The following is a 13,322-nucleotide window of genomic DNA, read 5'->3' on the forward strand; positions in this document are numbered from 1 at the left end:
CAATGAATGGCCCTTAGGAACTTTTACTCATTCTTCAAATCAAGTGATAATGATAGTTCCTTCAATTGAGCTTCACTGACTCCGCCCGGCGCTTCCGTCAGCATGCAGCTTGCGCTTGCCGTCTTAGGGAAGGCGATGGTATCACGCAAGTTGGTGCGTCCTGCAAGTAGCATGACCAGACGATCGAGGCCGAGTGCGATCCCGCCGTGAGGAGGCGTCCCGTATTCAAATGCTTCCAACAAGAATCCGAACTGCTCCTGGGCTTCTTCTTTTGAGAATCCAAGTACTTTGAACATCTTCTCCTGGATGTCGCGTTCGTAGATACGGAGGGATCCTCCTCCGAGTTCATATCCATTCAACACAAGGTCATATGCTTCTGCACGGACATCGGCAGGGTTTGAATCGAATTTTTCAAGGTCTTCGCGCACAGGCATCGTAAACGGGTGATGCGCTGCATAGTAACGATTTTCTTCCTCATCGAATTCAAGAAGCGGCCAGTCTGTCACCCAAAGGAAATTGAATTTACTCTCATCAATCAATTCAAGTTCTTTTCCTAATTTCAAGCGAAGGGCTCCCAATGCATCTGCTACAACAGATTTTTTATCTGCCACGAATAGAAGCAGGTCACCCGTTTCAGCCTCTGAAGCAGCAGAGATTTGGGAAGCATCTTCTTCTGAAACGAATTTTGAAATTGGCCCTTTCAAACCTTCCTCCTCAACTTTCAGCCAGGCAAGTCCCTTCGCTCCATAACGTGAAACGAATTCAGTCAATCCGTCAATATCTTTACGGGAATACTTTGAAGCAGCTCCTTTGACATTAATCAGTTTCACCTGACCGCCTGAACCGACTGCTCCAGAGAAGACTTTGAATCCTGAATCCTTCACGATTTCAGACACGTCGACAAGCTCCATCGCGAAGCGGGTATCAGGTTTATCCGAACCATAACGATTCATGGCATCATCGTATGTCATGCGCGGGAACGGTGTTTCGACCGTCAAGCCCTTAGCATCATTCATGAGCTTTTTCATCATCTCTTCGACAAGCGCCATGATTTCCTCTTTGTCCATGAAGCTCATTTCCATATCGATCTGGGTGAATTCCGGCTGGCGGTCTGCGCGGAGATCCTCATCACGGAAACAGCGTGCAATCTGATAATAACGGTCAAAGCCTGAAACCATCAGCAGCTGCTTGAAAATCTGAGGGGATTGCGGCAGCGCGTAGAATTCACCGGGATGCACGCGGCTCGGCACCAAATAATCACGTGCCCCTTCTGGAGTGCTCTTTGTCAAGATCGGCGTTTCGACATCCAGGAATCCATTGTCGTTCAAGAATGAGCGGAAAGAAGACGTCACATTGTGTCGCATTTTAAATGTATCAGCCATGACAGAACGGCGAAGGTCGATATAACGGTATTTCAGACGGACATCTTCGGACACTTCCATTTGGTCGTCAATCATAAATGGAGGCGTCTTTGCTTCATTGATGATGTCCACTTTATCAACCTGGATTTCTACTTTCCCTGTCTTCAGGTTGGGGTTGACCGTACCTTCCCCTCTTTCGACAACCGTACCGGTAATGCTCAGCACATATTCATTCCGGATCTTCTCGGCAAGATTCAGCGCTTCTGCCGAGTGATCTGGATTGAATACAGCCTGTACGATTCCTTCCCTGTCCCTGAGGTCGATGAAAATCAATCCGCCGAGGTCCCTTCTTTTCTGGACCCATCCCTTGATTGTCACTTTTTTGCCAATGAATTCTTCTGTTATTTCACCGCAGTATGCTGTTCTTTTTGACATTTTGTTCTCCTCCTTGATGAATTCCTGCATTTATTTAGGATAATTTTCCTTTAACCGTTTCAACAAATTGTTCTAGGGCGATTTCTTCCTGCTCCCCAGTTGTCATGTCTTTCAGATTGATTTTATTTTCTTTCAGCTCATCGTCGCCGATCACTGCCACATATTTGGCCTGGCTTCTGTCCGCTGCTTTGAACTGGGCTTTCAGCTTCCGGTCAAGATAATCCTTCTCGGAAGAAATACCTTCTTTTCTTACAGTGTGAAGAAGCTTTACAGCATAATCCTTGGCTTCTTCGCCAAGCGCAACGATGAACAGATCGATCCCCTCATTGATCGGCAGGCCGACTCCTTCAGCCTCCAGTGCCGCAAGCAGTCTTTCAATACTGAATGCAAATCCGATTCCAGGCGTTTCAGGGCCGCCGATTTCTTCGACAAGACCGTTATAGCGTCCGCCTCCGCAAAGCGTCGTGATCGCTCCGAAGCCCTCCGCATTACTCATGATTTCAAATGCTGTGTGATTATAGTAGTCGAGTCCCCTTACGAGCGTTGGATCCACTTCGAATTCTACATCCATATCTTTAAGGTAACGCTGGACTTTTTCAAAATAGTCCCTTGACTCATCATTCAAGTATTCGAGGATGGACGGAGCCGTTGCCATCAATTCATGGTCACGGTCTTTTTTGCAATCCAATATCCTCAATGGATTTTTCTCCAAACGGTTTTGACAATCGCCGCAGAATTCATCGATCCTTGGCTTAAAGTGGTTGATGAGAGCTTCCCTGTGTGCATTCCTGCTTCCGGCATCCCCTAGACTGTTGATGACCAGCTTCAACTGTTTCAATCCCAATTCCTTATAGATGCTCATTGCAAGCGAGAGCACCTCCGCATCGATTGCCGGATCTTCACTCCCGAGTGCTTCGACACCGAATTGAACGAACTGGCGGTAGCGGCCTGCCTGCGGACGCTCATACCTGAACATCGGGCCGGAATAGTACAGTTTCACAGGCTGACCCGGATTCCCGTACATCTTATTGCCCACAAACGACCTTACTACTGATGCCGTTCCTTCAGGACGGAGTGCAAGGCTTCTTCCTCCCCTGTCTTCAAACATATACATTTCCTTCTGGACGATATCCGTTGTATCACCGACACCCCTTGTAAATAATTCGCTTGATTCAAAGATCGGTGTGCGGATTTCTTTATATTGATAGGCATGGCATAGTTTTTTTGCCGTTTCCTCTACATACTGCCACTTCTCCACATCCCCGGGCAATATATCCTGGGTACCTCTAGGTATTTGAATGGACACGTTGAATTCCTCCTTAGAACAAACTAATTTATGTAAATAAAAAAAGCCCTCGATCCCTTGTCATAAATAACAAGGGACGAGAGCTGTTATCCCGTGGTGCCACCCTAATTGAGGCCTGAAAAGACCTCCACTTGAGCCAGTTAACGCCTGGTACGTTCATCTCCTACTAGTAGTCGTTCAGAGCGAAACCTTCCCGAGTGTTCATTCACTAAGGCACTTTGCAGAATGCTTTCAGCCGCGGCATTTCCTCTCTTATCCAAGTGGTTCTCTCAGTTACTATTCTCGATCATCGGTTTTATAAAATGTTATTTTATTTCTATAATGATACGTATGGCATAAGTTCATGTCAAGAGGATGAACAAAAATATTTATCAGGATCTTTCCATTTTCTTTTTCAATAACTTAACTTCCCTCAATGAAAGCCCGAATTCAGATGCAAGTTCGACATTGACCGCATCTTTCTCCCGTTCTACAAAATGATGAAAATCCAAACCGAATAACTGGTTCTCACCGTTTGAACTCATAAAATGTTTATCACTCGACCTCATGCAGACCATCCTTTCACCTATTCATATCTACTATCATTTCCAAATACCCAATTTTCTTTCGTTTTGAAGGAATTTTAATTTTTTTATCGTATTAAAACGGTAATGGCATTTTTTTATCGGGGTGCAATAAAAGTTCCTTTGCAGACTCCGATAAAAAGTGAGTAAGGAAAATCAACAGAAGGCGGTGAAAAAAATTAAAAGAATTACAGCAATCATCCTTGTTTTATTATTGACAATCCCCATCCAGCTGCCAGCAGAAGTACAAGCAGTTGGAGGAGAGGTCTCAATCGGTACTGCGACGCTTAATGTCCGTACAGGGCCCGGCCTCAGTTATCCAGTCTTGACTCAAGTACATAGGGATCAAGAGTTCAGCATTGTCGAGACGAAAGGCGACTGGTACAAGATTACGACCGGAAGCGGGGATGGATGGGTCGCCAACTGGCTTGTCATCCGTGAAACTGGAGAGTCGTTGGATGAACCCGGACAGCAGGGGACCGTTAATACGAATGGTCTTCGGTTACGCAAAGGGCCGAGCACTTCCGATTCTGTCGTCACAGTCCTGAATAAAGGCGACGAAGTGACAGTATCGAAAGCAGACGGCAGATGGCTGTCTGTGCAGTCCGGCAATGCAGAGGGGTGGGTCCATGAGGATTATGTCACCCTTACAGGAGAATCAGATGAAACAGAGGAGTCCGTTTCCCCTTCTTCTGCCAACTCCTTTGCCACAATCAGCGCAAACTCCCTGAACGTAAGAAGTGAACCTTCCTTGAACGGGGAAATCGAAGGCAAGGTAAATGAAGGTGAGCAATATGCCATCCTGAATGAAAAAAATAATTGGTATGAGATCCAGTTTGCTGACGGCAGTTCAGGCTGGATAGCCAGCTGGTTTGCAGAAGCAACCGGTGAAAGTGTAAAGAAGGAATCCACTTCCCCTGCTCAGGGAAACTTTGAAAAATTGACCATCCTTCATGACGGAACAAATATCAGGAGCAGTGCCGATGTTCAGTCCCGGGTAGTCAAACGGGCAGACAGTGGAGAAACGTTCACTGTAACAGGCAAGTCAGGTGACTGGTATGAAATCCGATTAGATGATGGCAGCGCTGCTTTTGTGGCAGGATGGATCGTTTCATTACGCACAGCCAGCGGAGAAGAGACCTCCCCACCCAGAAAATCAAGTGGAGGGATCAGCGGGAAGCTCATCGTGATCGACCCTGGTCACGGCGGGCGTGACAGCGGGACAATCGGTACCAGGGGGACACTTGAAAAACTGATAACGATGAAGACAGGCAAGCTTCTTGCCGATAAGCTGGATCAAGCGGGTGCAGAAGTCGTCATTACAAGGAAAAGTGATGAATATGTGTCACTTCCTTCCCGAGTCTCTCTGTCCCATTATTATAATGCTGATGCGTTCATCTCTATCCATTTTGACAGTATCAATGATGGCAGCATTGCCGGTCATACGACTTATTATAATAAGGGCTATCAAGAAGAACTTGCTTATGATGTGCATGAAAGCCTGGCAAGCCGTCTGCCTTCCAGGGACCGCGGCGTCCGAATCGGCGATTACCATGTCATACGCGAAAACAAACAAGCCGCTGTATTATTGGAATTAGGGTTCCTAAGCAATCCAGCCGAAGAAGCCAATATGACTTCCGGATCTTTTCAGGACCTGGCTGCGACAGCGATCTACCATGGTTTGAATGACTATTTTTCTGATTAACAGGCGATTTACAGTAAAATAGAGGCAGGGACAAAACCTTAATAACACTGTCTGAAGAAGAATTTATTGTTTGCCTTATACACCGCTATTGATTTCCGTGCAAGACTTCGCTTTCCGCGGGTAGCCCGTGAGCCTCCTCGGCAAGCCTGCGGGGTCTCACATAAGCTACTCTTCCCGCAGGAGTCTTCGTCTTGCACTCCAATCAACCGCTGGAAAGAACTAACTTAATAAATATCTGTTGAACATTTAAACTGAAAACCCGGATGAATTTGCCAAATAAACCGCAAATGCATCCGGGTTTTACTAATGCTAAGCCCCTTTTATACCAGCCTCTATTTACAACATTATTTACTTTCCAGGATCAGCGTGACGGGGCCGTCGTTCGTCAGCTTTACACCCATCATTTCACCGAAAACCCCGGTTTCGACCTTTACATCGTTTTCTTTCAGCACTTTGTTGAAATATTCATAAAGCGGGAGGGCATGATCGGGTTTTGCCGCTTCCATGAAGTTCGGCCTTCTGCCTTTACGGCAGTCCCCGTATAATGTGAATTGTGAAATGGAAAGGATCTCCCCCTCAACATCCAGCAAGGAGTGATTCATCTTTCCGGATTCATCCTCGAACACCCTCAGATTCACTATTTTATCTGCTAAATAGCGGGCGTCTTCTTCCGTATCACCGTGGGTGATTCCTACCAGGAGGACAAATCCCTTTTCGATCTGCCCGGCCACTTCTCCGCCGACAGTCACAGAGGCTTCTTTGCTTCTCTGCAGGACGACTTTCATGCTCGAAACCTCCTAGTTCATGATTCTGCGTACAGCATACACATCCGAAATTTGTTTGATCCTCTCCACTACCCTGTGAAGATGGGAAATATTCTGTATTGAAATGGACATATTGATAGTTGCCATTTTATTTCTGTCAGACCTGCCGCTGACGGCAGTGATATTCGTCTTCGTTTCATTGACCACCTGAAGTACTTCGTTCAGGAGACCCCTTCTGTCATAACCTGAAATCTCGATATCGACATTGTACTCCTTACGGTCCTGACCGTCGCCTTCCCATGATACCGGAATGAGGCGCTGTTCAACTTCCTCGGTCTGGACATTTGTACAATCCGCCCTGTGTACGGAAACACCGCGGCCTTTTGTAATGAAGCCGACGATCTCATCCCCCGGTACCGGGCTGCAGCATCTGGATAATCTGATGAGCAGGTTATCGATTCCTTTGACCTGGACCCCTGCATCCTTTTTCTTTTTAGGGGGCTGGGCGCTCAATTCCTTCATTGTTTCTTCGAGTATATCTTCCTGTTCGCGTTTCCTGCGGTCCTTCTCTGTCAGACGATTGGCAATCTGAGCGGCAGTGATACCGTTGTAGCCGACTGCTGCATACATATCATCTTCATTCGAGAAATTAAACTTCTCGAAAACTCGCTTGATATTCTCGGAGGTCAATATTTCTTTTACATCGAAATCCTGATTCTTGATTTCTTTTTCTACAAGGTCCCGGCCTTTTTCAATGTTTTCTTCTCTCCGCTGCTTCTTGAAGAATTGCTTGATCTTATTTTTGGCCTGGGATGTCTGTGCAAGCTTCAGCCAGTCCTGACTCGGGCCATAGGAGTGTTTGGAGGTAAGGATTTCAACGATGTCACCCGTCTTCAGCTTGTAGTCGAGGGTGACCATCTTCCCGTTCACCTTGGCACCGATCGTCTTGTTGCCGATTTCTGAATGAATGCGGTAGGAAAAATCGATTGGAACTGATCCGGACGGTAATTCAAGTACATCTCCTTTAGGAGTGAAGACGAACACCATATCAGAAAAAAGGTCGATTTTAAGAGACTCCATGAATTCTTCAGCATTGGCTGATTCATTCTGGAATTCAAGGATTTCCCTGAACCACGAAAGTTTCTTTTCAAAGGAAACTTTATCGTCCACATTTTTACCTTCTTTATAAGCCCAGTGGGCAGCTACACCGTATTCAGCGATCTGATGCATTTCAAGCGTTCTGATCTGCACTTCGAGAGGGTCGCCCTTTGGCCCTATTACAGTCGTATGAAGGGATTGGTACATATTCGGTTTCGGCATGGCGATATAATCTTTGAATCTGCCGGGCATCGGCTTCCAGCATGTATGGATGATGCCGAGCACAGCGTAACAATCCTTTATGCTGTCAACTACGATCCTGACGGCAAGCAGATCGTAAATTTCATTGAACTGTTTATTCTGAAGGGCCATCTTCCGATAAATGCTGTATATATGCTTGGGACGTCCGGAAATTTCCGCTTCGATCTGCACATCCCCCATGCGGTCTTTGACTTCATTAACAACGTCATCCAAGTATTCTTCACGCTCGGCACGCTTTTTCTTCATCAGATTGACGATCCGGTAGTATTGCTGCGGGTTAAGATATCTCAGCGACGTATCCTCGAGCTCCCATTTTATTTTCGAGATCCCGAGCCGGTGGGCAAGGGGTGCGAAGATTTCCAGGGTCTCATTTGCGATCCTTCTCTGCTTTTCCTGAGGCAGATGCTTCAGCGTTCTCATATTATGCAGGCGGTCTGCAAGCTTGATCAGGATGACTCTGATATCCTGGGCCATCGCCACAAACATTTTCCGGTGATTTTCAGCCTGCTGTTCTTCTTTTGACTTGTATTTGATCTTACCCAGCTTGGTAACCCCGTCCACGAGCATGGCGACTTCTCCATTGAATGCTTCTTCGATTTCTTCCAGGGAGATGTCGGTATCCTCAACCACATCATGAAGAAACCCGGCTGCGACAGTCGATGGATCCATCTCAAGGTCTGCAAGGATGCCTGCGACTTGAATGGGATGGATGATATAGGGTTCGCCGGATTTGCGGTATTGTTCCTTATGAGCTTCTTTGGCAAATTCGTATGCTTTCTGTACCATTAGCACGTGCTCATCATTCAGATATTCTTTTGTTCTATCGATAACCTGTTCAGGGGTTAGTACTTGATCTTTGGACATGATCAAAATCACCTTTGTATTTAAAGATTTTCAGTGCTGTTTCAAATTTAATGATTGTTACTATTATCAAAAAAAAACATGGTTCTGTAAAGGGTTTAGGGTTAAATTCTCAGATTCCCTCTAATTTTGTCGAATTATGTCGAATGTTAATTAACAATATAATTATATAAAGTTCTTCTAATACCGCTTTTGATTTCCGTGCAAAACTCCGCTTTCCGCGGGCGGTTGGTGAGCCTCCTCGTCGCGATGCTCCTGCGGGGTCTCACCTAACACGCTTTTCCCGCAGGAGTCTACGTTTTGCACTCCAATCAACCGCTGGAATCGGTTTTGAATATGGATAAGTTTACACACTTCCATCCTGAAAAAATGGATTGTAACTTATATTCTTTTGTCTTTATCCTCCTTTTTTATTTGATGGAACAGAAGGTAAGAACACGGCACGAAGGCAAAAATCCTACTGCGGTTAAAACTCTGATATTCGTGGGTTTTCACATTTTATCTTTCCGTATAAAGGCCTGATCCACTAACTCGGAACGTGAGTTAATCTATTTAGATATATCACACAGGAGGCACGTGGATTTTCCTTTCCGGTTTAAAATTTTGAAACTATCTTTTACTTATATAAAAAAGAACTGACATTTGTGATGCCAGTCCCTTTGATTATGTGTATAGTATTGACGGTGACGGTAGTTTTTAGATAATTAGTATTGCATTAATGTAAGGACTTCGTATCCTTCTAGTTTGTCACGGCCATCCAGGTATGTGAGTTCAATGAGGAATGCACAGCCTGCGACGATTCCGCCCAGTTCTTCTACAAGCTTGATGGTGGCTTCGATTGTGCCGCCGGTTGCAAGCAGGTCATCTGTGATGAGAACGCGCTGTCCGGGTTTGATTGCATCTTTATGGATTGTGAGTGCATCTTTGCCGTATTCCAACCCGTACTCTTTCTTGATCGTTTCACGAGGCAGTTTCCCCGGTTTACGCACCGGTGCAAAACCTACGCCGAGTGCGTAAGCTACAGGGCAGCCGATGATGAAGCCCCTTGCTTCCGGTCCGACGATCAGGTCGATTCCTTTTTCTTTTGCATATTCTACAATTTGATCTGTAGCATATCTATAAGCATCACCATTGTCCATCAGGGTGGTGATGTCTTTGAATTTGATTCCTTCTTTCGGCCAGTTTTCAACAATTGTAACATATTGTTTTAAGTCCATGCTTCTACTTCCTCCTCAAATGTAACGGACTCTTTTATCCTTTCATTAAACCAAGCCTTCAGCTCACTGTAAGAAGAATATAACAACTCATTTTCAAGTTCATATTGCTGCTGTTTCTTCTGATATGCCGGGGACTCTGATAAGTCTTTCTTGGTTTTTACAGGATTAAGAGAAATAAATCCATTGTCTATTGTAACAAACTTCAATTCAAAAAACACCTGCGACATGAAATCTATTGTTTCTTTGGACCATCCTTTATACTTGGCAAGATCATCTCCATGCTTCTTCAGATCGAAAGAGCCGCGCTTGGATAGAAATGCATAATACCATTTGAAATGCTCACGTGTCGGCATCGTACTGAAGAAATGGTCTTCATCCTGAAAGAAATGGGCGTAAATGCGGTGTGGACGGCCTTTTCCCACTATTGTCTTCACGAAGTCCTGAGATGATGGCATATCGAGAAACACGATACTGGCACCCGCTGTCGAGATATCGCTGAGTGCGTCCTTATCTTCGATCAGAAGGACATCCTCTCGCTCTTTCATATTCAGCTTCTCAAGTGTGGAAGAATGGAAACAGAATATTTTTTTATTTTCAGCCGGCACCTGTTTCTCCCATTTTTCAACCTGCCTGATTCCGCGTACGTCAAAAAGCTGCCACTCTTCTATCTTAATATCATGAAGGAAAATCTGCGGTTTTTTTCGATTATTCCACTCATTGATCGACAGCTCGCCGACGATGGAAGCTTCAGAAAACGGAGTGATATGGTCAGCCAGTTCGCCAAGCCCGAAGCCGACACCATCCAATTTAGCAGAATCATTTCCGAGCAATACTTTTAGATGATTTTGATTAGAACCGATTTTCTTATAGTGTTCAATGGAAACATTTTCGATGACCCATTTAGGTTTTGGATTCTGCATCCCAAACGGAGCCAGAAGACCGAGTTTTTCAATCGATTCAATCGAAATTTCCTCCATTTTCACAGCAGCATCCATGACAGTGACAGGAATGAAGTCTTCTTCAGTCAGTTCATTTCGTGCAATTTCATTCAGTCTGCTGCGAAGGTCGTGTACATCATCAAGTTTAAGCGTCATACCCGCGGCCATCGGATGTCCCCCGAAATGAGGGAGGATGTCACGGCACTTCGATAAACTGTTAAATAAATCAAATCCTGCGATGCTGCGGGCCGAGCCCTTTGCCTGCCCTTTCTCTGAATCATAGCTCAATACGATGACAGGGCGATAGAATTTATCCACCAACCTTGACGCCACGATCCCGACAACCCCGGGATTCCACCCTTCCTTACCGATTACAAGTACAGAGTTGTCTTCGAGGGGGTAATCGTATTCCACCATTTCGATTGCTTCCTGAGTCATTGTATTGACAATGGATTGTCTTTCCTTGTTCAACGCATCGATCTCTTCTGCGAGCGCCTTTGCTTCTTCCTCATCTTCTGTGAGCATAAGATCCACTGCAGGATCTGCGTCACCCAAACGGCCGACTGCATTGATCCGGGGGGCAATGGTGAAACCGATCGATTCTTCGGTCATTTCATGCTGATGTGCATTCGCGGCTTTGCACAAAGCCTTGATCCCTTTACGTTCCGTTATGCGGAGTTTTGAAATCCCCCGCTTAGCAAGCACCCTGTTTTCCCCTCTCAGCGGCACTAAGTCAGCGATCGTGCCGATCGCAGCAAGGTCCAGCAGATGGTGGGGCAGTTCCCCATAGAGTGCATGCGCCAGTTTAAAGGCGACGCCAACCCCTGCCAGTTCTTGGAAAGGATATTCCGAACCCTCGATTTTAGGATGGATGATGGAATATGCTTCCGGCAGTGCAGGTCCTGGTTCATGGTGATCCGTAATGATCAGATCAATGCCGATTTCTTTAGCTATTTGCGCTTCATGTACAGCTGAAATCCCTGTATCGACCGTGATGATCAAAGTGAATCCTTCATCACCGGCCCAGCGGAAAGCTGCTTCATTCGGTCCGTATCCTTCACTGAAGCGGTTCGGGATATAGAATTCCACCTCGGCCCCGATATCACGCAGAACCGTCATCATGACAGATGTACTGCTTACGCCATCGGCATCATAATCCCCGTAAACAAGGATTCTTTCGCCATCATTTACTGCCCGTTGAATCCGGTCGACCGTTTTTTTCATATCATTGAATAAAAACGGGTCATGGAACCCGTCACCTGAATCAAATAAAAAATCCCGAGCTTCTTCCACTGTCGTCAAGTCCCGGTTAAGTAATAATTTCGCAACAAGCGATGGTATTTTTAATTCTCTTTGAAATTCCTCTATCTTGTCCTGGTCAGATTCTGCAATCTTCCAGCGTGTTTTAGAATTTAACATACGTTCACTCCTCAGCCTTACTAATTATACAAAATTGAAGGAGGTTGTTCAATCACCCGCCCTTTGGAAAGCAAAACAAAAACCAGCGGCGGCTGCCGCTGGCTTTTGTCATTCCCCTGTTTCCCCGATTGAATCAGGAGCCTGTTTCTTCAAGGAAGTTTCTTTCTTCTTTTTTGTATTTCCATTTTCTGCTTGTTCTTTTAAGATAAGGTTCTCTTTTTCCAATGTTTTGACTTTACGCTGCACGACATACAACCGAAATAGACCGACGGAACCTATGATGATGCCTCCCATCAGCACAGAGCCCAGTATGACCAGGATAAGCGGCCATTCAGCCTGGCCGAATAAATAATTGACCGTCACCGGATCGACATTGATGACTGCAAAAACCGCCACGATCAGCGCAAATATGATGCCCAAAAGTAATGTCCATTGAAACTTCATCCTGATTCCTCCCCTACATTAAATCAACCGAATCCACTGAATCCCCTTCTGTTGGATTATATGGATTGATGTGAACAAATACGTCATTTACATTCGATTCTTCCAGAAGCTTTTTCTTTACGGCTTTCCCTACACGATGTCCCTCTTCCACTGTCATGAAAGGATCGACGCTGATTTTCAGATCGATGATGACATAGTGGCCGTGTTCCCTTGCATGGAGCTCGTTAATTTCCTTGACTTCCGGCACAGTTTCCACAATCTTTCTGAACGGAACGATATCTTCTTCATGAAGGACATGATCCAGTGTATTATGTATGGATTCCTTTCCAAGATGCCAAGCCATTTTCAGCACAAGAAGTGCTACAAACAACCCTGCCACCGGATCGGCGTAAACCAGCCACGGGATACCGAGTTTTCCTCCAAGAATGGAAGCTGCGATCCCTATAAGTGCAGCAATGGACGAGAATACATCTGAACGGTGCTCGTGTGCATTCACGATCAAAGCATCACTCTTTAACCTTTTACCCAATCGATATTTATATTGAAACATTGCTTCTTTCACAATGATGGAAAAGATGACGGCATATATCGCAATCATCCCCGGAGGTGATAACGGGTGAAAAAAAGATTCAATCGACGACTTTCCGATTTCGATGCCGACCAGAAATAATAAAACAGCCACAATGATTGCTGCAATCGATTCCGCTTTCCCGTGCCCATAAGGATGGTCCCTGTCCGGAGGCTGCTTGGCAGCGCGCAGACCGATATAAACCGCCAGTGATCCCGCTACATCTGAAGCAGAATGAACGGCATCCGCGATCAGGGCCCGGCTGTTGCCTGCCACTCCCGCCCACCATTTGATGATGGCAAGAAGTATATTCCCCACAATACCGATCATGGCTGCAAATTCGGCTTTTTTAAAACGATCTTCAGGATTCATGAAGTTCCCT

10 protein-coding genes and 1 other annotated feature are annotated in these 13,322 nt (G+C 45.6%); of the genes, 1 reads left to right on the top strand and 9 read right to left on the bottom strand.

What is annotated here, in order from left to right; translation table 11 throughout:
* Positions 1 to 23 precede the first annotated feature (23 nt).
* The 3 genes from aspS to AS034_RS06145 all read right to left on the bottom strand — a co-directional run bounded on the left by aspS (position 24) and on the right by AS034_RS06145 (position 3,650).
* On the bottom strand, positions 24 to 1,796 hold the full coding sequence (aspS, locus tag AS034_RS06135) for an aspartate--tRNA ligase (RefSeq protein WP_058297860.1): 1,773 nt from the start codon (positions 1,794 to 1,796) through the stop codon (positions 24 to 26).
* A gap of 34 nt (positions 1,797 to 1,830) precedes the next feature.
* Positions 1,831 to 3,102 (bottom strand): histidine--tRNA ligase, encoded by a 1,272-nt coding sequence (gene hisS, locus AS034_RS06140; RefSeq protein ID WP_058297861.1) that lies wholly within the window; start codon positions 3,100 to 3,102, stop codon positions 1,831 to 1,833.
* A gap of 69 nt (positions 3,103 to 3,171) precedes the next feature.
* Positions 3,172 to 3,401, bottom strand: a binding site (T-box leader).
* A 72-nt stretch (positions 3,402 to 3,473) separates the two neighbouring features.
* Positions 3,474 to 3,650, bottom strand: a complete 177-nt coding sequence (locus tag AS034_RS06145; protein ID WP_032087525.1) for a hypothetical protein — start codon at positions 3,648 to 3,650, stop codon at positions 3,474 to 3,476.
* Between the two features lie 184 nt (positions 3,651 to 3,834).
* On the opposite strand from AS034_RS06145, the gene AS034_RS06150 reads away from it, so the two are divergent.
* Entirely contained in the window at positions 3,835 to 5,370 is a 1,536-nt protein-coding gene (locus AS034_RS06150) for an N-acetylmuramoyl-L-alanine amidase family protein (protein WP_074439980.1), read from the top strand.
* 344 nt (positions 5,371 to 5,714) lie between these two features.
* On the opposite strand, the gene dtd is transcribed toward AS034_RS06150, so the two are convergent.
* The 6 genes from dtd to AS034_RS06185 all read right to left on the bottom strand — a co-directional run bounded on the left by dtd (position 5,715) and on the right by AS034_RS06185 (position 13,312).
* Positions 5,715 to 6,155 carry a D-aminoacyl-tRNA deacylase gene (gene dtd, locus AS034_RS06155; RefSeq protein ID WP_058297863.1) on the bottom strand — a complete coding sequence of 147 codons (441 nt, stop codon included), beginning with the start codon at positions 6,153 to 6,155 and terminating at the stop codon, positions 5,715 to 5,717.
* Positions 6,156 to 6,167: 12 nt separating this feature from the next.
* Positions 6,168 to 8,357, bottom strand: a complete 2,190-nt coding sequence (locus AS034_RS06160) for a RelA/SpoT family protein (RefSeq protein ID WP_058297864.1) — start codon at positions 8,355 to 8,357, stop codon at positions 6,168 to 6,170.
* A gap of 701 nt (positions 8,358 to 9,058) precedes the next feature.
* Positions 9,059 to 9,571 carry an adenine phosphoribosyltransferase gene (locus AS034_RS06170; RefSeq protein ID WP_032087521.1) on the bottom strand — a complete coding sequence of 171 codons (513 nt, stop codon included), beginning with the start codon at positions 9,569 to 9,571 and terminating at the stop codon, positions 9,059 to 9,061.
* Positions 9,562 to 11,928 (bottom strand): single-stranded-DNA-specific exonuclease RecJ, encoded by a 2,367-nt coding sequence (gene recJ, locus AS034_RS06175; RefSeq protein ID WP_058297866.1) that lies wholly within the window; start codon positions 11,926 to 11,928, stop codon positions 9,562 to 9,564. Before recJ ends, AS034_RS06170 begins: the two co-directional genes overlap by 10 nt.
* A 108-nt stretch (positions 11,929 to 12,036) precedes the next feature.
* Complete coding sequence (locus AS034_RS06180) at positions 12,037 to 12,372, bottom strand: LapA family protein (protein WP_032087519.1); 336 nt, start codon at positions 12,370 to 12,372, stop codon at positions 12,037 to 12,039.
* A 13-nt stretch (positions 12,373 to 12,385) separates the two neighbouring features.
* Positions 12,386 to 13,312, bottom strand: coding sequence for a cation diffusion facilitator family transporter (locus tag AS034_RS06185; RefSeq protein WP_032087518.1), 927 nt, complete (start codon positions 13,310 to 13,312; stop codon positions 12,386 to 12,388).
* Positions 13,313 to 13,322: the final 10 nt, after the last annotated feature.

The sequence above is a fragment of the [Bacillus] enclensis genome (assembly GCF_001456935.1).
GTDB classification, from domain to species: Bacteria; Bacillota; Bacilli; order Bacillales; family Bacillaceae_B; genus Rossellomorea; species Rossellomorea enclensis.

Excerpts from the sequence above, each read along its gene's own strand:
- aspS (WP_058297860.1), bottom strand. The coding sequence starts at position 1,796 with ATGTCAAAAAGAACAGCATACTGCGGTGAAATAACAGAAGAATTCATT.
- AS034_RS06145 (WP_032087525.1), bottom strand. The coding sequence starts at position 3,650 with ATGAGGTCGAGTGATAAACATTTTATGAGTTCAAACGGTGAGAACCAG.
- dtd (WP_058297863.1), bottom strand. The coding sequence starts at position 6,155 with ATGAAAGTCGTCCTGCAGAGAAGCAAAGAAGCCTCTGTGACTGTCGGC.
- AS034_RS06160 (WP_058297864.1), bottom strand. The coding sequence starts at position 8,357 with ATGTCCAAAGATCAAGTACTAACCCCTGAACAGGTTATCGATAGAACA.
- AS034_RS06170 (WP_032087521.1), bottom strand. The coding sequence starts at position 9,571 with ATGGACTTAAAACAATATGTTACAATTGTTGAAAACTGGCCGAAAGAA.
- recJ (WP_058297866.1), bottom strand. The coding sequence starts at position 11,928 with ATGTTAAATTCTAAAACACGCTGGAAGATTGCAGAATCTGACCAGGAC.
- AS034_RS06180 (WP_032087519.1), bottom strand. The coding sequence starts at position 12,372 with ATGAAGTTTCAATGGACATTACTTTTGGGCATCATATTTGCGCTGATC.
- AS034_RS06185 (WP_032087518.1), bottom strand. The coding sequence starts at position 13,312 with ATGAATCCTGAAGATCGTTTTAAAAAAGCCGAATTTGCAGCCATGATC.